General features: G+C 52.9%; 19 protein-coding genes and 1 tRNA gene. 15 read left to right on the forward strand and 5 right to left on the reverse strand.

The window, feature by feature from the left end:
* The first annotated feature begins 25 nt into the window (after positions 1 to 25).
* Positions 26 to 979 (forward strand): 23S rRNA pseudouridine(955/2504/2580) synthase RluC, encoded by a 954-nt coding sequence (gene rluC, locus FOB24_RS11060; protein ID WP_167371252.1) that lies wholly within the window; start codon positions 26 to 28, stop codon positions 977 to 979.
* Positions 980 to 1,061: 82 nt separating this feature from the next.
* On the opposite strand, the gene FOB24_RS11065 is transcribed toward rluC, so the two are convergent.
* Positions 1,062 to 1,646 (reverse strand): Maf family protein, encoded by a 585-nt coding sequence (locus FOB24_RS11065; RefSeq protein WP_038639734.1) that lies wholly within the window; start codon positions 1,644 to 1,646, stop codon positions 1,062 to 1,064.
* A 197-nt stretch (positions 1,647 to 1,843) separates the two neighbouring features.
* Between FOB24_RS11065 and yceD the strand changes: the two genes are divergently transcribed.
* From yceD to ptsG, 14 genes are all read left to right on the forward strand, one after another.
* A complete protein-coding gene (gene yceD, locus FOB24_RS11070) occupies positions 1,844 to 2,365 on the forward strand; it encodes a 23S rRNA accumulation protein YceD (protein ID WP_003036239.1) in 522 nt (173 codons plus the stop codon).
* Positions 2,366 to 2,381: 16 nt separating this feature from the next.
* Complete coding sequence (gene rpmF / locus FOB24_RS11075; protein WP_003036242.1) at positions 2,382 to 2,555, forward strand: 50S ribosomal protein L32; 174 nt, start codon at positions 2,382 to 2,384, stop codon at positions 2,553 to 2,555.
* Positions 2,556 to 2,677: 122 nt separating this feature from the next.
* The gene (gene plsX / locus FOB24_RS11080; RefSeq protein ID WP_087857784.1) at positions 2,678 to 3,757 is read left to right on the forward strand and encodes a phosphate acyltransferase PlsX; all 1,080 of its coding nucleotides are present in this window, start codon (positions 2,678 to 2,680) and stop codon (positions 3,755 to 3,757) included.
* Positions 3,758 to 3,834: 77 nt separating this feature from the next.
* Positions 3,835 to 4,788, forward strand: a complete 954-nt coding sequence (locus tag FOB24_RS11085; RefSeq protein WP_150344902.1) for a beta-ketoacyl-ACP synthase III — start codon at positions 3,835 to 3,837, stop codon at positions 4,786 to 4,788.
* 15 nt (positions 4,789 to 4,803) lie between these two features.
* Positions 4,804 to 5,733: an ACP S-malonyltransferase gene (gene fabD / locus FOB24_RS11090; RefSeq protein ID WP_150344903.1), complete on the forward strand. Its 930-nt coding sequence runs from the start codon at positions 4,804 to 4,806 to the stop codon at positions 5,731 to 5,733.
* A gap of 12 nt (positions 5,734 to 5,745) precedes the next feature.
* Complete coding sequence (gene fabG / locus FOB24_RS11095) at positions 5,746 to 6,480, forward strand: 3-oxoacyl-ACP reductase FabG (RefSeq protein ID WP_006685074.1); 735 nt, start codon at positions 5,746 to 5,748, stop codon at positions 6,478 to 6,480.
* A gap of 155 nt (positions 6,481 to 6,635) precedes the next feature.
* A complete protein-coding gene (gene acpP / locus FOB24_RS11100) occupies positions 6,636 to 6,872 on the forward strand; it encodes an acyl carrier protein (RefSeq protein ID WP_000103754.1) in 237 nt (78 codons plus the stop codon).
* Positions 6,873 to 6,957: 85 nt separating this feature from the next.
* Positions 6,958 to 8,199, forward strand: coding sequence for a beta-ketoacyl-ACP synthase II (fabF, locus tag FOB24_RS11105; protein WP_038639753.1), 1,242 nt, complete (start codon positions 6,958 to 6,960; stop codon positions 8,197 to 8,199).
* A gap of 136 nt (positions 8,200 to 8,335) precedes the next feature.
* The gene (gene pabC / locus FOB24_RS11110) at positions 8,336 to 9,145 is read left to right on the forward strand and encodes an aminodeoxychorismate lyase (protein ID WP_069323326.1); all 810 of its coding nucleotides are present in this window, start codon (positions 8,336 to 8,338) and stop codon (positions 9,143 to 9,145) included.
* A gap of 2 nt (positions 9,146 to 9,147) precedes the next feature.
* Positions 9,148 to 10,170, forward strand: coding sequence for a cell division protein YceG (yceG, locus tag FOB24_RS11115; RefSeq protein WP_150344904.1), 1,023 nt, complete (start codon positions 9,148 to 9,150; stop codon positions 10,168 to 10,170).
* Positions 10,160 to 10,801, forward strand: coding sequence for a dTMP kinase (tmk, locus tag FOB24_RS11120; RefSeq protein ID WP_038639762.1), 642 nt, complete (start codon positions 10,160 to 10,162; stop codon positions 10,799 to 10,801). Before yceG ends, tmk begins: the two co-directional genes overlap by 11 nt.
* Positions 10,798 to 11,802: a DNA polymerase III subunit delta' gene (gene holB, locus FOB24_RS11125; RefSeq protein WP_150344905.1), complete on the forward strand. Its 1,005-nt coding sequence runs from the start codon at positions 10,798 to 10,800 to the stop codon at positions 11,800 to 11,802. The genes tmk and holB overlap by 4 nt, the downstream gene beginning before the upstream one ends.
* Before the next feature lie 10 nt (positions 11,803 to 11,812).
* A complete protein-coding gene (locus FOB24_RS11130; protein WP_038639768.1) occupies positions 11,813 to 12,610 on the forward strand; it encodes a metal-dependent hydrolase in 798 nt (265 codons plus the stop codon).
* A 416-nt stretch (positions 12,611 to 13,026) separates the two neighbouring features.
* Positions 13,027 to 14,460, forward strand: coding sequence for a PTS glucose transporter subunit IIBC (ptsG, locus tag FOB24_RS11135; protein ID WP_150344906.1), 1,434 nt, complete (start codon positions 13,027 to 13,029; stop codon positions 14,458 to 14,460).
* 55 nt (positions 14,461 to 14,515) lie between these two features.
* On the opposite strand, the gene FOB24_RS11140 is transcribed toward ptsG, so the two are convergent.
* The 4 genes from FOB24_RS11140 to FOB24_RS11155 all read right to left on the reverse strand — a co-directional run bounded on the left by FOB24_RS11140 (position 14,516) and on the right by FOB24_RS11155 (position 19,483).
* On the reverse strand, positions 14,516 to 16,294 hold the full coding sequence (locus FOB24_RS11140; protein WP_150344907.1) for an aminopeptidase P family protein: 1,779 nt from the start codon (positions 16,292 to 16,294) through the stop codon (positions 14,516 to 14,518).
* A 14-nt stretch (positions 16,295 to 16,308) separates the two neighbouring features.
* A complete protein-coding gene (locus FOB24_RS11145) occupies positions 16,309 to 17,763 on the reverse strand; it encodes an AMP nucleosidase (RefSeq protein WP_038639774.1) in 1,455 nt (484 codons plus the stop codon).
* A gap of 119 nt (positions 17,764 to 17,882) precedes the next feature.
* Positions 17,883 to 19,199, reverse strand: a complete 1,317-nt coding sequence (gene shiA, locus FOB24_RS11150) for a shikimate transporter (protein WP_038639777.1) — start codon at positions 19,197 to 19,199, stop codon at positions 17,883 to 17,885.
* Between the two features lie 208 nt (positions 19,200 to 19,407).
* Positions 19,408 to 19,483, reverse strand: a tRNA-Asn gene (locus tag FOB24_RS11155).
* Positions 19,484 to 19,516 lie beyond the last annotated feature (33 nt).

Consider the following 19,516-nt stretch of genomic DNA (forward strand, 5'->3'; position numbering starts at 1 on the left):
TGATGGCTATTTAAAATCGGCCCCCATGAAAACAGAGACTCCAGCCGTAAAAACAGTTGCTATCACTGCTGACGAAGCAGGGCAACGCATCGACAACTTTTTACGCACTCAACTTAAGGGTGTGCCGAAAAGTATGATTTATCGCATTTTGCGTAAAGGCGAAGTGCGGGTGAATAAAAAGCGCATTAAACCCGAGTACAAACTCGAAGATGGGGACATCGTGCGTATTCCACCTGTGCGTGTCGCCGAACGTGAAGAAGAGACTATTTCCCCAAATCTGCAGAAGGTTGCGGCGCTGACTGATGTCATTTTATATGAAGATGATCATATTCTGGTGCTTAACAAACCTTCAGGAACGGCCGTACATGGCGGAAGCGGATTAAGCTTCGGTGTTATTGAAGGTTTACGCGCGTTACGTCCGGAAGCGCGTTTCCTCGAACTGGTGCATCGCCTGGACCGCGATACCTCCGGTGTGCTGCTGGTTGCTAAAAAACGCTCAGCCTTACGTTCGTTACATGAACAGCTGCGTGAAAAAGGGATGCAAAAAGACTACCTGGCGCTGGTGAGAGGCCAGTGGCAGTCGCATGTCAAAACCGTGCAGGCGCCGCTGTTGAAGAACATTTTGCAAAGCGGCGAGCGTATCGTGCGGGTGAATCAGGAAGGCAAACCGTCGGAAACACGCTTTAAGGTGGAAGAGCGCTATGCGTTTGCCACGCTTGTGCGCTGTAGCCCGGTCACAGGGCGCACGCACCAGATCCGTGTGCATACCCAATATGCCGGGCATCCGATAGCCTTTGACGATCGCTATGGCGACCGTGAGTTCGATAAACAACTCGCGGATACCGGACTGAACAGGTTGTTCCTTCATGCCGCGGCGTTGAAATTCACCCATCCGGGGACGGGCGAAGTGATGCGTGTTGAAGCGCCAATGGATAAACAGTTGAAGCGCTGCCTTGAGGTGTTACGTAGCAAAGCCTGATGCGCGTTGCTTATCAGGCCTGCAATCGCGTTATGCGCCGTAGGCCTGATAAGACGCATCGCGTCGCCATCAGGTGGATTAACTAGGCGTTCAGCGGGTTCATCTCTTCCCGGCGCAGCATTTGACACAATGCGATCAGCGGCAGGCCGATCAGCGTATTGGGGTCGCGACCCTCGAGACGCTCAAAGAGAGCAATGCCTAACCCCTCACTTTTAAAACTGCCGGCACAATGTAGCGGGCGTTCTTTGCGCAGGTAATCATCAATTTCCGTTTCGCTTAAATGCCGAAAATGAACGTCGAACGGCTCGACCTCAGTTTGTAAATGTCCGGTGGCTGAATTATAAAGCGCCAGTCCGGTGTAAAACGTCACAATATTGCCACGGGCTTTGAGTAATTGTTGGCGCGCATTTTCTTCTGTTAATGGTTTGCCGGTTATTTCACCATCAAGAACACAAATTTGATCGGAGCCAATAATCAGATGCGCTGGATAACGTTGGGCGAGAGATTGCGCTTTTTGTTGCGCCAGTCGCGAGACTAAATGGCGTGGCGCTTCGCCGGGTAACGGCGTTTCATCCACCTCAGGAGCCGCGCATTCAAACGGAATTGCCAGTTTTTCAAGTAAAGCGCGACGCCAGGGAGAGGTCGAGGCAAGTATAAGTTGAGGCATATTTTTCCTCTCGCATATAGCGTATTGATGAGAGCCATTTTAAACTATGGACTTCGTCCTACAAGCTGGCTGTATTGGCTTGTCTTGAGCGATTTTAAGTCGATGACCCGCAATGTGTGCGAATTATTGGCAAAAGGCAACCTCAGGCTGCCTTTTTCTTTGACTATATGACGTTACAAAGTTAATATGCGCGCCCTATGCAAAAGGTAAAATTACCCCTGACTCTTGATCCGGTTCGTACGGCTCAAAAACGCCTCGATTATGAAGGTATCTATACTTCTGATCTGGTTGAGCGCGTCGCCGATTCTGTGGTCAGTGTGGACAGTGATGTGGAATGCTCCATGTCGTTCGCTATCGATAACCAGCGCCTTGCCGTGATAACCGGTGATGCGAAAGTGTCGGTTACGCTCGAATGTCAGCGTTGCGGGAAACCGTTCCCACTTCATGTTCACACAACATATTGTTTTAGTCCTGTCCGTTCTGACGAACAGGCTGAAGCACTCCCGGAAGCGTATGAGCCGATTGAGGTTAACGAATTCGGTGAAATCGATCTGCTTGCAATGGTTGAAGATGAGATTATCCTCTCCTTGCCGGTAGTTCCGGTGCATGATTCTGAACACTGTGAAGTGTCCGAGGCGGACATGGTCTTTGGCGAATTGCCTGATGAAGCGCAAAAACCAAACCCATTTGCCGTATTAGCCAGCTTAAAGCGTAAGTAATTGAGGAGTAAGGTCCATGGCCGTACAACAGAATAAACCAACCCGTTCCAAACGTGGCATGCGTCGTTCTCATGACGCTCTGACCGCAGTCACCAGCCTGTCTGTAGACAAAACTTCTGGTGAACAACACCTGCGTCACCACATCACTGCCGACGGTTTCTACCGTGGCCGTAAGGTAATCGCTAAGTAATCACGCATGACTCAATGGATTTCCCGCTTCGGTGAGAAAGACAGAGAGCGCACGCGTGATGAAGCTTAGTGAGGCTTTCCCCGGGTAACTGGGGAAACACCTAACCGGGCAGCGACGATACCTTGACACATCTAACCCTGGCGTTAGATGTCATGGGGGGAGATTTTGGCCCTACCGTGACAGTGCCTGCAGCATTGCAGGCACTGAATTCTAATTCGCAACTCACACTTCTTTTAGTCGGGGATCCCGATACAATCACGCCATTACTTGCCAAAGCTGACTTCGAACAACGTTCACGTCTGCAGATTGTCCCTGCTCAGTCAGTTATTGCCAGTGATGCCCGGCCCTCGCAGGCTATTCGCGCCAGTCGTGGAAGCTCAATGCGTGTTGCCCTGGAGCTCGTGAAAGAAGGTCGAGCGCAAGCCTGTGTGAGTGCTGGTAATACCGGCGCGCTAATGGGACTTGCGAAGTTATTGCTCAAACCCCTTGAGGGTATTGAGCGTCCTGCGTTGGTGACGGTTTTACCGCATCAGCAAAAGGGCAAAACGGTGGTGCTGGATTTAGGCGCCAACGTGGATTGTGATAGCACGATGTTGGTGCAATTTGCCGTTATGGGGTCCGTGCTGGCAGAAGAAGTCGTTGGGATTGCTAACCCTCGGGTTGCGTTGCTCAACATCGGCGAAGAAGAAACTAAAGGTCTCGACAGTATTCGGGATGCTTCTGCGGTGCTAAAAACAATCCCTTCCATTAACTATATAGGCTATCTTGAAGCCAATGAGTTACTGACTGGCAAAACTGATGTACTGGTCTGTGACGGCTTTACAGGTAATGTCACATTAAAGACGATGGAAGGTGTTGTCAGAATGTTCCTTTCACTGCTGAAATCTCAGGGTGAGGGCAAAAAACGGTCGTGGTGGCTGCTTTTATTAAAACGTTGGTTACAAAAAAGCCTGACAAGGCGATTTAGTCACCTCAACCCCGACCAGTATAATGGCGCCTGTCTGTTAGGATTGCGCGGCACGGTGATTAAGAGTCATGGTGCGGCTAATCAGCGAGCATTTGAGGTCGCGATTGAACAGGCAGTGCAGGCGGTGCAGCGACAAGTTCCTCAGCGAATTGCCGCTCGCCTGGAATCTGTATACCCAGCTGGATTCGAACTGCTGGACGGTGGCGAAAGCGCAAACTCACGACCGCAAAGATAATAGCGCGTTTGTGAAAGCTGTCAGCGTACCAGCGTTTTGCTCGTGGCGGTATATAACCAAAAAGTGACTGAGCGTACATGTATACGAAGATTATTGGTACCGGCAGCTATCTGCCTGAACACGTGCGTACTAACGCCGATTTGGAAAAAATGGTCGAGACATCTGATGAGTGGATCGTCACTCGTACAGGTATCCGTGAACGCCACATTGCAGCGCCAAATGAAACAGTTGCGACGATGGGCTTTGCCGCCGCAAACCGTGCGCTGGAAATGGCGGGCATCGACAAAGAAGAAATTGGTCTGATTGTGGTTGCCACCACATCATCCACACACGCATTTCCAAGCGCGGCATGCCAGATCCAAAGTATGCTGGGGATCAAAGGCTGTCCGGCGTTTGACGTTGCGGCCGCTTGTGCCGGTTTTACCTATGCCCTGAGCGTTGCCGATCAGTACGTTAAGTCTGGCGCAGTGAAGCATGCGCTGGTCGTTGGATCTGATGTTCTTGCTCGTACTTGTGATCCAACCGATCGTGGAACGATCATTATCTTTGGTGACGGCGCGGGCGCGGTGGTACTGAGCGCATCCGAAGAGCCGGGTATTCTCTCCACGCATCTGCATGCTGATGGTCGTTACGGTGAGTTGTTGACGCTGCCTAACGCCGATCGCGTAAATCCGGATAACCCGATCCACCTGACGATGGCGGGTAACGAAGTATTTAAAGTCGCGGTGACCGAGCTTGCCCACATCGTTGATGAAACGCTGGAAGCCAATAATCTCGACCGTTCTGCGCTGGACTGGCTGGTGCCGCATCAGGCAAACCTGCGCATTATCAGCGCGACAGCGAAAAAGCTGGGCATGTCGATGGATAATGTCGTCGTTACACTGGACAGACATGGCAATACGTCCGCGGCTTCCGTACCGTGCGCACTGGACGAAGCCGTCCGCGACGGGCGTATCAAAGCCGGGCAGTTGATATTGCTTGAAGCCTTCGGGGGTGGATTCACCTGGGGCTCCGCGCTGGTTCGTTTCTAGTATAAGGATTTTAACATGACGCAATTTGCATTTGTGTTTCCGGGGCAGGGTTCCCAGACCGTTGGGATGTTGTCTGAAATGGCAGCAAGCTACCCAATTGTTGAAGAAACTTTTGCTGAAGCATCAGCTGCGCTGGGCTATGATCTGTGGGCGCTGACTCAGCAAGGTCCGGCAGAAGAACTGAATAAAACCTGGCAGACGCAGCCAGCGCTATTGGCTGCATCTGTCGCGCTGTATCGCGTATGGCAGCAGCAGGGTGGTAAAACACCTGCGCTGATGGCAGGTCACAGCCTGGGCGAATACTCTGCGTTGGTATGTGCGGGCGTAATTGATTTTGCCGATGCTGTCCGTCTGGTTGAACTGCGCGGTAAATTCATGCAGGAAGCCGTACCGGAAGGTACTGGCGGCATGTCTGCGATTATTGGTCTGGACGATGCCTCTATCGCTAAAGCGTGTGAAGAGTCTGCTGAAGGGCAGGTCGTTTCTCCGGTTAACTTCAACTCGCCGGGTCAGGTGGTTATCGCCGGGCATAAAGAAGCCGTAGAACGTGCAGGTGCCGCCTGTAAAGCCGCTGGCGCCAAGCGTGCGCTGCCGTTGCCGGTCAGCGTGCCTTCTCACTGCGCGCTGATGAAGCCTGCCGCTGAGAAACTGGCCGTTGAATTGCAAAAAATCACTTTCAACGTGCCGACTGTTCCAGTTGTGAACAACGTCGACGTGAAGTGTGAAACTACCGCAGACGCGATTCGCGATGCGCTGGTTCGTCAACTGTACAGCCCGGTTCAGTGGACCAAAACCGTTGAATTTATGGCATCTCAGGGCGTAGAGCACCTGTATGAAGTGGGGCCAGGTAAAGTTCTCACCGGTTTGACGAAACGTATTGTTGACACCCTGACCGCTTCGGCACTGAATGAGCCGGCGGCGCTGTCTGCGGCGCTAGAGCAATAAAAGAGGAAGCCCATGAATTTTGAAGGAAAAATCGCGCTGGTAACCGGTGCAAGCCGTGGAATTGGCCGCGCAATTGCTGAAACACTCGTTGCCCGTGGCGCGAAAGTTATCGGGACTGCAACCAGTGAAAGTGGTGCGCAGGCCATTAGCGATTACTTAGGTGCAAATGGTAAAGGTCTGATGTTGAATGTGACCGATCCGGCATCTATCGAATCTGTTCTGGAAAATATTCGCGCAGAATTTGGTGAAGTCGATATTCTGGTCAATAATGCCGGGATTACTCGTGATAACCTGTTAATGCGCATGAAAGATGACGAGTGGAACGATATCATCGAAACCAACCTGTCATCTGTTTTCCGTCTGTCAAAAGCGGTAATGCGAGCTATGATGAAAAAGCGTCATGGGCGTATTATCACTATCGGTTCTGTGGTTGGTACCATGGGAAATGCGGGTCAGGCTAACTACGCTGCGGCGAAAGCAGGTCTGATCGGCTTCAGTAAATCACTGGCGCGCGAAGTTGCGTCCCGTGGTATTACTGTAAACGTTGTTGCTCCGGGCTTTATTGAAACGGACATGACGCGTGCGCTGTCTGATGATCAGCGTGCGGGTATACTGGCGCAGGTTCCTGCGGGTCGCCTTGGTGGCGCTCAGGAAATCGCCAGTGCGGTTGCATTTTTAGCTTCTGACGAAGCAAGTTACATCACAGGTGAGACTTTGCACGTCAACGGCGGGATGTACATGGTTTAACCACGATTGAAAAATATTTGCGTTATTAGGGGGAATGGCCTCAAAATAACGTAAAATCGTGGTAAGACCTGCCGGGATTTAGTTGCAAATTTTTCAACATTTTATACACTACGAAAACCATCGCGAAAGCGAGTTTTGATAGGAAATTTAAGAGTATGAGCACTATCGAAGAACGCGTTAAGAAAATTATCGGCGAACAGCTGGGCGTTAAGCAGGAAGAAGTTACCAACAATGCTTCCTTCGTTGAAGACCTGGGCGCAGATTCTCTTGACACCGTTGAGCTGGTAATGGCTCTGGAAGAAGAGTTTGATACTGAGATTCCGGACGAAGAAGCTGAGAAAATCACTACCGTTCAGGCTGCCATTGATTACATCAACGGCCACCAGGCGTAAGTGAACATCTCCAGGCGGTCATTCGACCGCCTGAGTTTTATCTTTTTATCCCACTTGAATTATTTTCCCTCCCTGGAGGACAACCGTGTCTAAGCGTCGTGTAGTTGTGACCGGACTGGGCATGTTGTCTCCTGTCGGCAATACCGTAGAGTCTACCTGGAAAGCTCTCCTTGCCGGTCAGAGTGGCATCAGCCTGATCGACCATTTCGATACTAGCGCCTATGCAACGAAATTTGCTGGCTTAGTAAAGGATTTTAACTGTGAAGACATTATCTCGCGCAAAGAACAGCGCAAGATGGATGCCTTCATTCAATATGGAATTGTCGCTGGCGTTCAGGCCATGCAGGATTCTGGCCTCGAAATTACGGAAGAGAACGCTCACCGTATTGGCGCCGCTATTGGCTCTGGTATTGGCGGTCTCGGTCTGATCGAAGAAAACCATACCTCTTTGGTAAACGGTGGACCGCGTAAGATCAGCCCGTTCTTCGTTCCGTCGACGATTGTTAACATGGTGGCAGGTCACCTGACCATCATGTACGGCCTGCAAGGGCCAAGCATCTCCATCGCGACCGCCTGTACTTCAGGCGTACATAACATCGGTCATGCCGCACGTATCATTGCATACGGTGATGCAGACGCGATGGTTGCGGGTGGTGCTGAAAAAGCCAGTACACCGCTTGGCGTGGGTGGTTTTGGCGCGGCACGCGCGCTGTCTACGCGTAATGATAACCCGCAAGCGGCAAGCCGCCCGTGGGATAAAGAGCGTGATGGCTTCGTGTTGGGCGACGGCGCAGGCATGGTGGTACTGGAGGAGTACGAGCATGCGAAAGCGCGCGGCGCGAAAATCTATGCTGAAGTCGTTGGTTTTGGCATGAGCAGCGATGCTTACCACATGACGTCACCACCGGAAAACGGTGCAGGCGCTGCGCTGGCAATGGTCAACGCACTGCGCGATGCGGCTATCGAAGCGGGTCAGATCGGCTATGTCAACGCGCATGGTACGTCTACGCCTGCAGGCGATAAAGCTGAAACCCAGGCAGTGAAATCTGTCTTTGGCGATGCGGCGAGCCGTGTGATGGTAAGCTCAACCAAATCCATGACCGGTCACCTGTTAGGCGCTGCGGGCGCGGTAGAGTCTATTTTCTCTATCCTGGCGCTGCGCGACCAGGCTATTCCGCCAACCATCAACCTGGATAACCCGGATGAAGGTTGCGACCTGGACTTCGTTCCTCACGAAGCGCGTCAGGTGAGTGGTTTGGAATATACTCTGTGTAACTCCTTCGGCTTCGGTGGTACCAACGGTTCTTTGATCTTTAAAAAGATTTAAGTCTCGTCAGGTGATGCGTTAGCATCGAAATAAAACTGAAAAGGTCCGCTTGTCGGGCCTTTTTTTATTCGGTTTTTCACCCTTGTCCTGTGTTACTCATCCTGCCAAACTAGCGGACCAGATATAAGGAGCCTCCATGTTCTTAATTAATGGCTGCGAGCAAAATCTGCTGGCCGTAAGCGATCGAGCGACCCAATTTGGCGATGGTTGTTTTACTACCGCGCGAATTATCGACGGCGAAATTTGCCTCTTTGCAGCGCATCTTGCGCGTTTACAAGACGCTTGCCAAAAGTTGCTGATCGCTTTTGAACAGTGGTCAGAACTGCAAGATGAAATGAAAATGCTGGCTCAAGGACACGCGCGTGGCGTATTGAAAGTCATTATTAGCCGCGGTAGCGGCGGTCGGGGATACAGCGGCGCAAATTGTCACAACGCCACCCGTATTCTCTCTGTTTCAGCCTGGCCCGAACATTACGATCGTTGGCGCCATGAAGGGATTACGCTGGCGTTAAGCCCAGTGCGTCTGGGGCGTAACCCTATGCTTGCAGGACTTAAGCATCTGAATCGCCTGGAGCAGGTATTGATTCGCTCTCATCTTGAGCAGACGGATGCCGATGAAGCGCTGGTTCTTGACAGCGAGGGATGGGTTACGGAATGCTGTGCGGCTAATTTGTTCTGGCGTAAAGGTAATGTGGTTTACACTCCCCGGTTGGATCAGGCCGGAGTGAACGGCATTATGCGACAATTCTGTATCCGTATGCTGGCACAATCACCGTTCAGTCTTGTCGAAGTGTATGCCGGGTTGGAGGAGATTATGCAAGCCGATGAAATCGTCGTCTGTAACGCATTAATGCCGGTTATTCCCGTGCGTACCTGTGGCGACACGATGTTGTCTTCACGTTTGTTATTCGATTTTTTAGCCCCACTTTGTGAGCACCCGAATTAGTCATGAAAAAACTGTTACTCGTTGTCCTGTTATTGCTGGTTGTGCTGGGCATTGCCGCGGGCGTAGGCATGTGGAAAGTTCGCCATCTGGCGGACAGTAAGTTATTGATTAAAGAAGAGACCATTTTTACGCTGAAAGCGGGTACAGGCCGCCTGGCCCTCGGTGAACAGCTGTATGCGGATAAGGTTATCAATCGTCCGCGTGTCTTCCAGTGGCTGCTGCGTGTGGAGCCTGACCTGTCGCATTTTAAGGCGGGTACCTATCGCCTGACGCCCGACATGACGGTGCGAGAAATGCTGCTATTGCTGGAAAGCGGTAAAGAGGCCCAGTTCCCGTTACGTCTGGTGGAAGGGATGCGCCTGAGTGATTACCTCAGACAACTGCGCGATGCGCCCTATATCAAACATACGCTGAGCGACGATAACTACGAGACTGTCGCTCAGGCGCTGAAGCTGGAAAACCCGCAGTGGGTGGAAGGCTGGTTCTGGCCCGATACCTGGATGTATACCGCCAATACGACCGACGTAGCACTGCTAAAACGTGCGCATCAAAAGATGGTTAAAGCGGTGGATACCGTCTGGGAAGGGCGCGCTGATGGCTTGCCTTATCAGGATAAAAATCAGCTAGTGACAATGGCCTCGATTATTGAAAAAGAAACTGCGGTTGCCAGCGAGCGCGACCAGGTGGCCTCGGTCTTTATTAACCGCTTACGTATTGGCATGCGTTTACAAACCGATCCGACGGTGATTTACGGCATGGGGACACGGTATAATGGCAAATTGTCGCGTGTGGATTTAGAAACGCCAACCGCCTATAACACCTACACCATTACCGGGCTGCCGCCTGGCCCGATTGCCATGCCGGGAGAGGCCTCGTTGCAGGCTGCCGCACACCCGGCAAAAACGCCGTATCTCTATTTCGTGGCAGATGGTAAAGGCGGCCACACATTTAACACCAATCTTGTCAGCCATAACCGGTCAGTACAGGATTACCTGAAAGTGCTTAAGGAAAAAAATGGGCAGTAACTATATCGTCATCGAGGGCCTGGAAGGCGCCGGAAAAACCACTGCGCGTAATGTGGTGGTAGAGACACTTGAGCAACTCGGTATTCGTGACATGGTTTTTACCCGCGAGCCTGGTGGAACGCAGCTCGCTGAGAAACTAAGAAGTCTGGTGCTGGACATTAAGTCGGTAGGTGACGAGGTCATTACCGACAAAGCAGAAGTCCTGATGTTTTACGCCGCGCGCGTACAGTTGGTCGAAACCGTTATTAAACCTGCTCTGGCGAGAGGCGCATGGGTCATTGGCGATCGTCACGACCTGTCGACCCAGGCGTATCAGGGCGGTGGCCGCGGTATCGATCAAAACATGCTGGCAACGCTGCGTGATGCGGTACTCGGAGATTTTCGTCCGGACCTGACGCTCTATCTGGATGTCACTCCAGAAGTCGGATTGAAGCGTGCGCGTGCGCGTGGCGAACTGGACCGTATCGAACAGGAATCTTTCGATTTCTTTAATCGTACCCGAGCGCGCTATCTTGAACTGGCTGCCAAAGATGCCAGCATTCGTACGATTGACGCTACGCAGCCGCTGGAGGCTGTGATGGCTGATATTCGCAATACCATTACTCAGTGGGTGAAGGAGCAGGGCGCATGAAATGGTACCCATGGTTACGACCTGATTTTGAAAAACTGGTAGCGAGCTACCAGACGGGTCGTGGTCACCATGCGTTACTGATTCAGGCGTTACCCGGCATGGGCGACGATGCGCTGATTTACGCGCTCAGTCGCTATTTAATGTGTCAGCATCCGGAAGGACATAAAAGCTGCGGACACTGCCGCGGCTGTCAGCTGATGCAGGCGGGGACCCATCCGGACTACTATTCGCTGCTGCCGGAAAAAGGCAAAAGCACGCTGGGCGTTGACGCGGTACGCGAAGTCAGTGAGAAACTGTACGAGCATTCACGCCTGGGCGGGGCGAAAGTGGTGTGGATCCCGGATGCCGCCCAGTTAACCGATGCCGCCGCTAATGCGTTGCTGAAAACGCTGGAAGAGCCTCCGGCGCAGACCTGGTTCTTCCTCGCCAGTCGCGAACCTGCGCGTTTATTGGCCACGCTGCGTAGCCGCTGTCGGTTACATCACCTTGCACCACCGGCAGAGTCATACGCTATCTCCTGGCTTACCCGTGAAGTGACGGCGTCACCGGAAGCATTGTTGAGCGCATTACGTCTGAGTGCGGGGTCACCTGGCGCGGCATTAACGTTGCTACAGGCTGAAAGCTGGACGCACCGCACAGAGTTCCTCGCCGCGCTGGCGAACACCCTGCAATCAGGCGACTGGTATATCCTGTTAGCGGCGCTCAACCACGATCAGGCTGCCGCTCGTTTACACTGGCTGGCCACGCTGTTGACGGATGCCTTAAAGCGTTCCTATGGGATTTCCCATTTAACCAATCCTGATGCTCAGGATCTCATCTCTTCTATCGCCGAGCGGTTATCCGTCGCCCAGATACAGGCGATACTCGGTGATGTTTGTCATTGTCGTCAGCAGTTGCTGAACGTGACGGGCATAAACCGTGAACTGGTATTAACCGATCTTATTCTCCGTATTGAGCATTACCTGCAACCAGGCACCGTACTGCCTGTTCCTCATCTTTGAGAGAGACATTATGTTTTTAGTCGACTCACACTGCCATCTTGATGGCCTGGATTATCAATCTCTGCATAAGGACGTGGACGACGTGTTGGCGAAAGCGGCCGCACGCGATGTAAAATTTTGTCTTGCCGTCGCGACCACCCTGCCGGGATACCGCAGTATGCGTGAACTGGTTGGCCAACGTGACAACGTGGTTTTCTCCTGCGGTGTGCATCCGTTAAATCAGGATGAAACTTATGATGTTGAAGACCTGCGTCGTTTTGCCGCCGAAGACGGTGTGGTAGCGATGGGCGAAACCGGGCTGGATTATTTTTACACGCCGGAAACGAAGGTGCGCCAGCAGGAATCTTTCATCCACCATATTCAGATTGGCCGCGAGTTACAGAAACCGGTTATCGTGCATACCCGTGATGCCCGAGCCGATACGTTATCAATTCTGCGCGAAGAAAAGGTGACGGATTGCGGCGGCGTACTACACTGTTTTACAGAGGACAGAGAAACGGCGGGCAAATTGCTGGATCTCGGCTTTTATATCTCGTTTTCCGGCATCGTCACGTTCCGTAATGCTGACCAACTTCGTGATGCTGCTCGTTATGTTCCTCTGGATCGTTTGTTAGTTGAGACGGATTCTCCGTACCTTGCGCCGGTGCCGCATCGTGGAAAAGAGAACCAACCTGCCATGACGCGTGACGTTGCGGAGTATATGGCCGTAGTGAAAGGTGTTGCCGTGGAAGAACTGGCGCAGGCAACCACTGATAACTTTGCCCGCCTGTTTCACATCGATGCTTCTCGCCTGCAATCAGTCCGTTAACTGACTTTTTTTAAAGCTCGTAATTAATAACTAAAGCGAGTAAAGTTCACCGCCACAAAATGGGCGGTGAATAACCAGTTAGACACATTCAGAAACTCATTTTATCGGAATGTGCGAATTTTGCGGCCATTCACAACTGAATTGTGATAGCCGTCAAACAAATACAGACTGAATTATTTTACTCTGTGTAATAAATAAAGAGCACTTAGATGCTCTGTCCACGGCGAGGCTCTCCCCCCTTGCCAATGCGTGAGAACGTAGAATACACAAAATCATTCAAGCGGCATCAAGGCGGCAAGTGAGTGAATGACAGGAGCTTACTCGAGTAAGTGACTGGAGTGAATGAGCGCAGCCAACGCTGAGGCGGTTTGAAGGATGAAGTGTATAAGCACAAATACTCAGGAGCACTCCTAATTATGTTTAAGAATGCATTTGCTAACCTGCAAAAGGTCGGTAAATCGCTGATGCTGCCGGTATCCGTACTCCCGATTGCAGGTATCCTGCTGGGTGTCGGTTCCGCTAACTTCAGCTGGCTGCCAGCCGTTGTATCGCACGTAATGGCAGAAGCAGGCGGTTCTGTTTTTGCGAACATGCCGCTGATCTTTGCCATCGGTGTTGCGTTAGGCTTCACCAACAATGACGGCGTATCTGCACTGGCATCCGTTGTTGCCTACGGCATCATGGTTAAAACCATGGCTGTTGTTGCGCCGCTGGTTCTGCATTTACCTGCTGAAGAGATCGCCGCTAAACACCTTGCTGATACGGGTGTTCTCGGGGGGATTATCTCCGGTGCGATTGCAGCGTATATGTTCAACCGTTTCTACCGTATCAAATTGCCTGAGTATCTCGGCTTCTTTGCGGGTAAGCGCTTCGTTCCTATTATTTCTGGTCTGGCTGCCATCTTCACAGGCGTGGTTCTGTCCTTCATTTGGCCGCCGATCGGTACTGCTATTCAGACGTTCTCCCAGTGGGCTGCATACCAGAACCCGGTAGTGGCGTTCGGTATCTATGGCTTCATTGAACGCTGCCTGGTGCCGTTTGGTCTGCACCATATCTGGAACGTTCCATTCCAGATGCAGATCGGTGAGTACACCAACGCCGCGGGTCAGGTGTTCCACGGTGATATCCCTCGCTATATGGCGGGCGACCCGACTGCGGGCAAACTGTCCGGTGGCTTCCTGTTCAAAATGTACGGTCTGCCGGCTGCCGCTATCGCTATCTGGCACTCTGCTAAACCAGAAAACCGCGCGAAAGTGGGCGGTATTATGATCTCCGCGGCGCTGACCTCGTTCCTGACCGGTATTACCGAGCCGATCGAGTTCTCCTTCATGTTCGTGGCGCCGATCCTGTACATCATCCACGCGATTCTGGCTGGTCTGGCATTCCCGATCTGTATCCTGCTGGGTATGCGCGACGGGACATCGTTCTCTCACGGTCTGATCGACTTTATCGTTCTGTCCGGTAACAGCAGCAAACTGTGGCTGTTCCCGATTGTCGGTATCGGTTATGCGATTGTTTACTACACCATCTTCCGTGTGCTGATCAAAGCGCTGGACCTGAAAACGCCAGGTCGTGAAGATGCGACCGAAGACAGCAAAGCGGGTGCGTCCGGCGAAATGGCTCCGGCTCTGGTTGCTGCATTCGGTGGTAAAGAAAACATCACTAACCTCGATGCGTGCATTACTCGTCTGCGCGTTAGCGTGGCTGACGTTGCCAAAGTGGATCAGGCTGGCCTGAAGAAACTGGGTGCGGCGGGCGTCGTGGTTGCTGGTTCCGGTGTTCAGGCGATCTTCGGTACCAAGTCCGATAACCTGAAAACTGAAATGGATGAGTACATCCGTAACCGCTAAGCAGTAAGACGTTGGGGAGAACTAAGGCAGCCTGCGGGCTGCCTTTTTTATTGCCTTAATTGGCCTGAACGCGAATAGGCGCAGTGGCGGCGAACAGCCACGGACGGGCTTCTGCGTTTACGCGTGGGGACAATGTCTCTCTGACCTGCTGGTGGTAATCATCAATCCACTGTTTCTCAGCATCGCTCAGCAGATGCAGTTCCACAAGGTTCAAATCAATCGGCACCAGCGTCAGCGTTGAGAAACGGCAGAAGCCCGGACGGCTGTTGATAATCTCCACCTGATTCTCAATGCGGATCCCATATTGCCCGGCCAGATAATAACCCGGTTCGATGGTGATGATATTGCCCGCGACCAGAGGCCAGGGGTTAACTTTTTTGGCAATGCGATGAGGTTGTTCATGGATAAGCAACTGATGGCCTACGCCGTGCCCGGTTCCATGATCAAAATCCAGTCCCAAATCCCACAACGCCCGCCGACTAAAGGCATCCAGTTGATGGCCCTGAGTACCGCTGGGGAACTGCAGTGAAATAAGTGACAAGAAGCCTTTCAACACGGCGGTGTAGTGCAAGCGTCGCTGCGGATCCTGTGGGCCAAATGCCAGGGTGCGCGTCGTATCCGTTGTACCATTATGATACTGACCACCGGAATCATTCAGGTACATGGCCTGCGAGGTAATTGGCGTATTGGTTTTTTCGCTGGAGTGGTAATGACACATCGCCGCATTGCTGGCAGAGGCTGAAATCGTGCTGAAACTCTGCTCGATAAATCCCGGCTGCTGCTGGCGAAACTCCAGCTGTTTAGCCTGTGCTTCCAGTTCGGTGATTGGATTGCCCGCCGCTTCGCGTAAAGGGACCTCATGCGCCAGCCATGCGAGGAAGTTAACCCAGGCTGCGCCATCCTGTTCATGGCATTCCCGATAGCCTGCCAGTTCAACGTCATTTTTGTGCGCTTTCATTAACGTAATAGGGTCGGGGGCCCACAGGACGTGGCCGCCATGTTCTTCTATGGCAAAACGCAATGCCACCGGAGCGTAGTCTTTATCGACCAGAAAGCGCTTCCCATTTGCCAATTGCTGGCAGCGAGCCAGGAAGCTCTCTTGCGGGGCCAGCGTAAGCGTATCCAACAGCGATGCGGGGAGTTGCTGTGTTTTATTACTATCGACAAACCATTCCAGTTCGCCGCTGCGATGGAGCAGGGCAAATGAGAACGGCACCGGAACCATAGCAAGATCCGAACCACGGACATTAAGCAGCCAGGCAATGTTGTCCGGCAGCGTAATCGCCAGCACATCGGCCTGATGTTGAGTGAGTTGCTCCACGACGCGGGCACGTTTCTGTGCGCAGCTCTCACCGCTGATTTCGAGGGGCATTTCGCGAATGATGCCGCAAGGCGCTGCCGGACGATCTAACCATATCTGGTCGAAGGGATCCTGCTCCAGAGGTACCAGCTCGCAGTGGGTAGCCGACAGCGCTTCAAACTGGCTGTTAACCATCAGCAGCGGCTCAAAGCCGATACGTGTACCCGCTGCAACGTGAGACTGCAAATAGTCTGCCAGCGGTTCGTCGTGTAAATGGTGAATTTCAAAATCATCCAGCGAGACTTCATTGCGCACCTGGACCTGATAGCGCCCATCGACAAATATTAATGCGCGGTCGCGCAGGACCAGCGCGAGTCCCGCTGAGCCGCTAAAACCAGTCAGCCAGGCCAACTTATTATCATGCGGCGTACAATCTTCACTTTGGTGAGCGTCGGCGCGCGGGACAATCATACCATCCAGCCCCTGCGCTACCAGCAGGTTACGCAGGGCGGAAAGAGGAGTTGAGTTGTGCATAGTTACCTCAGGCCTTAACGGAACGGCGGTTCGTTGAATGTACGTAATTTACGGGAGTGCAGTCGATCGCCTTCGGCGCGAAGACGATCGATAGCCCGGATACCTATTTGCAGATGCTCGGAAATGGCGCCTTCATAAAAACGGTTGGCCTGACCAGGCAGTTTAATCTCGCCGTGCAGCGGTTTGTCGGAAACGCAAAGCAATGTGCCGTAGGGGACGCGGAAGCGGTAGCCCTGGGCGGCGATAGTGGCGCTTTCCATATCGATAGCTACCGCACGGCTGAGGTTAAAGCGCAGCGCAGAGGCGGAGTAACGTAATTCCCAGTTTCGATCGTCGGTGGTGACAACGGTACCGGTACGCAGGCGCTGTTTGACCTCTTCGCCGGGCATGCCGCTGACCTCTTTGGTCGCGTCATACAGCGCGCGTTGCACTTCAGCGATGCTCGGAATCGGAATATCCGGTGGGAGTACAGCATCCAGCACGTGGTCATCACGCAAATAAGCGTGGGCCAGAACATAATCGCCAATTGCCTGACTTTCACGCAGGCCGCCACAGTGCCCAATCATCAGCCAGACATCAGGGCGCAATACGGCGAGATGATCGCAAATAGTTTTGGCGTTAGACGGGCCGACGCCGATATTCACCAGCGTGATCCCCTGACCATCAGCGGTAATTAAATGCCAGGCGGGCATCTGGTGTTTCTTCCAGGCGAGATCGGAGATGGCTTCTTCTGGCGCTTCGGTTTCGGCGGTGATCCAGATCCCGCCCGCGCATGACAGCGCGATATACGGACTGTCCGGGTCGAGGATCTGGCTGCAGCCCCAGCGTACGAACTCATCGACATAGCGGGTGTAGTTGGTGAACAGCACAAAGGGCTGGAAATGTTCAACCGGCGTGCCCGTGTAATGACGCAGTCGCGCCAGCGAAAAATCCACGCGTCGGGCATCGAAGTGAGACAGCGGAGAAAATTCCGCCGGATGAAAAATCCCGTCCGCCGTTTCGTCACCAATCTGCGACAATTCAGTGGTGGGGAAATGACGCGTTAATCCGGCGCTCATCGAGCGATCCAACGTCAGTTCTGAACCGTCAATCACATAGGGATAGGGGATTTCATGCTGCGATGGCTCAACGGAGATATGCGCATCATAATCCTGATACAGCAGCGTGAGCTGTTCTTCAAGATAAGGACGAAAGAGCGACGGACGGGTAATGGTGGTGGTATAGCAACCCGCATGGGTAAAACGGCCATAGGCGCGCGTTTTTGGCGGATTAGTGGCGCTGCCATCCCAGGTGACACGAAGTGACGGGTAGACAAAAAGACCGTTCTGGCGGGCGATTACGTCAGGGAGGGTCCCTGTTTCAATATACTTACCAATGGCGCTACGCAGTGATTTAACCGACTGTTCGTACAGCGCGTCCAGTTTATCCAGTGCCTGAGCCGGGGTCAGGCTGGCGCCCTTATTGTTCATGTCTGTCTCCTTGTTCCACAGATATACCGCTCTCCCGATAGTATGTCACAGGAATGTGAAACAAAAGTCAGACGTTAAGGAAGATGGTGCGAAGACCGGATGGCCCTCGCACCGGGGGTTTAACCGTGCTGCTTATCCCGCATCAACAGCGCGGTAGTGGCGGAGATAAGACAACCCGCCATCAGATAAATAGCTACGCTGTGCCAGTCTCCGCCTGAAAATGTCACCAGTGCCGCCGCAATAAAGGGGGTAAAACCGCCGCCAACCACGCTGGCCACCTGATAACCAACGCCTGCGCCGCTATAGCGATAGCTTGCGCCAAATAAACCGGTAAACATAGGCTGCTGTACGCAGACCACCATATCGTGTGCGATGTTGGCCAGCATAATCGCGAAGAACACGATCCAGAAAATAGACTGGGCCTCCAGCGCCATAAAGAATGGGAAGGCGCTTAGCGTCCCGACCAGTGCCCCGGTAATGTAGACGCGACGACGACCAAAGCGGTCAGCAAGCCACGCAAAGCAGGGGATGGTCAGACAGCTCAGCCCGCCGACCAGCAATCCGATATTCAGAAACAGCTCGCGTGGCAGGCCGAGGTTTTGTGTCGAGTAGTTAAGAGCAAATGCGGTGACGATATACATCGTCAGCAGTTCACACAGGCGCAGGGCGATAATTTTTAAGAATGCGCCCGGATGGCGGATTAAGGCCTCGATGACCGGAAGCCGCTTTTTCTCGGGCTGTGGCGCCTGTTGCTGCTGTTCGAACTCGGCCGATTCATCCATTCTGTTACGCATCCACAACGCGCCTAATACCAGCACGATGCTGAACAAGAACGGAATACGCCAGCCCCAACTGAGGAACTGCTCATCGGTAGTTTGAGAGCTAATCAGCGAGACCAGGCCGGTAGAAAGCAGCAGACCGACGCCGTACCCGACCTGTACACCGCTGCTATAAAAGGCTTTTTTATTTTTCGGCGCGCTTTCGACGGAGAGCAACGCGGCTCCGCCCCATTCACCACCCACGGCGAAGCCCTGAATGGCGCGCAGCGTCACCAGTAGAACAGGGGCCCACCAGCCAATGGTGTCAAAGGAAGGAATAATGCCAATCAGCGCCGTGGCGATCCCCATCATCCAGACGGTGAGCATCAGCATACGTTTACGCCCAAGACGATCGCCGAAGTGGCCGAAGATGACCCCGCCTAGCGGGCGGAACAGAAATCCGACGCCAAAGGTAGCGAAGGCGGCAAGTGTTCCCATCGCCGGACTGACCTGCGGAAAAAACTCGCGGTTAAAGACTAACGCAGCGGTAATGCCATAGAGCAGAAAATCATACCAGTCGACCACGGCGCCCGCGAAGCTACCAAGCGCAGCGCGTCGGGCACGGTTGAGCGAAGAGGCGTCCTGTTGGGGACCCGTGGAGGTGAGGGTGGAATCCATAGTTATCCTGTCTGTACTGTCTTTTAATTATTAGTATTTGAGTTGGGTTACACACATTGCAGCCGATAGATTACCGGACGTTATGAGATTACCGCGACAGGCATGAAGAGGAAACGATTATATCCCTCGCAGAGGGCAACATGAATAATTAGACGAATGAGAAAATTGAAAAGCAAAAAGCCTGCTCGAAAGCAGGCTTTTCTGAATTTGGCTCCTCTGACTGGACTCGAACCAGTGACATACGGATTAACAGTCCGCCGTTCTACCGACTGAACTACAGAGGAATCGTGTGAACGAGGCGCATATTAGCGAGGGTG

Source organism: Citrobacter werkmanii (assembly GCF_008693645.1).
GTDB lineage: Bacteria > Pseudomonadota > Gammaproteobacteria > Enterobacterales > Enterobacteriaceae > Citrobacter > Citrobacter werkmanii.

What these genes read in the sequence shown, in the direction of transcription:
- pabC (WP_069323326.1), top strand. Translation starts at nt 8,336, where the DNA reads ATGTTCTTAATTAATGGCTGCGAGCAAAATCTGCTGGCCGTAAGCGAT.
- fabD (WP_150344903.1), top strand. Translation starts at nt 4,804, where the DNA reads ATGACGCAATTTGCATTTGTGTTTCCGGGGCAGGGTTCCCAGACCGTT.
- FOB24_RS11065 (WP_038639734.1), bottom strand. Translation starts at nt 1,646, where the DNA reads ATGCCTCAACTTATACTTGCCTCGACCTCTCCCTGGCGTCGCGCTTTA.
- acpP (WP_000103754.1), top strand. Translation starts at nt 6,636, where the DNA reads ATGAGCACTATCGAAGAACGCGTTAAGAAAATTATCGGCGAACAGCTG.
- holB (WP_150344905.1), top strand. Translation starts at nt 10,798, where the DNA reads ATGAAATGGTACCCATGGTTACGACCTGATTTTGAAAAACTGGTAGCG.
- FOB24_RS11130 (WP_038639768.1), top strand. Translation starts at nt 11,813, where the DNA reads ATGTTTTTAGTCGACTCACACTGCCATCTTGATGGCCTGGATTATCAA.
- fabG (WP_006685074.1), top strand. Translation starts at nt 5,746, where the DNA reads ATGAATTTTGAAGGAAAAATCGCGCTGGTAACCGGTGCAAGCCGTGGA.
- FOB24_RS11145 (WP_038639774.1), bottom strand. Translation starts at nt 17,763, where the DNA reads ATGAACAATAAGGGCGCCAGCCTGACCCCGGCTCAGGCACTGGATAAA.
- yceG (WP_150344904.1), top strand. Translation starts at nt 9,148, where the DNA reads ATGAAAAAACTGTTACTCGTTGTCCTGTTATTGCTGGTTGTGCTGGGC.
- shiA (WP_038639777.1), bottom strand. Translation starts at nt 19,199, where the DNA reads ATGGATTCCACCCTCACCTCCACGGGTCCCCAACAGGACGCCTCTTCG.
- FOB24_RS11140 (WP_150344907.1), bottom strand. Translation starts at nt 16,294, where the DNA reads ATGCACAACTCAACTCCTCTTTCCGCCCTGCGTAACCTGCTGGTAGCG.
- FOB24_RS11085 (WP_150344902.1), top strand. Translation starts at nt 3,835, where the DNA reads ATGTATACGAAGATTATTGGTACCGGCAGCTATCTGCCTGAACACGTG.
- rluC (WP_167371252.1), top strand. Translation starts at nt 26, where the DNA reads ATGAAAACAGAGACTCCAGCCGTAAAAACAGTTGCTATCACTGCTGAC.
- tmk (WP_038639762.1), top strand. Translation starts at nt 10,160, where the DNA reads ATGGGCAGTAACTATATCGTCATCGAGGGCCTGGAAGGCGCCGGAAAA.
- rpmF (WP_003036242.1), top strand. Translation starts at nt 2,382, where the DNA reads ATGGCCGTACAACAGAATAAACCAACCCGTTCCAAACGTGGCATGCGT.
- yceD (WP_003036239.1), top strand. Translation starts at nt 1,844, where the DNA reads ATGCAAAAGGTAAAATTACCCCTGACTCTTGATCCGGTTCGTACGGCT.
- ptsG (WP_150344906.1), top strand. Translation starts at nt 13,027, where the DNA reads ATGTTTAAGAATGCATTTGCTAACCTGCAAAAGGTCGGTAAATCGCTG.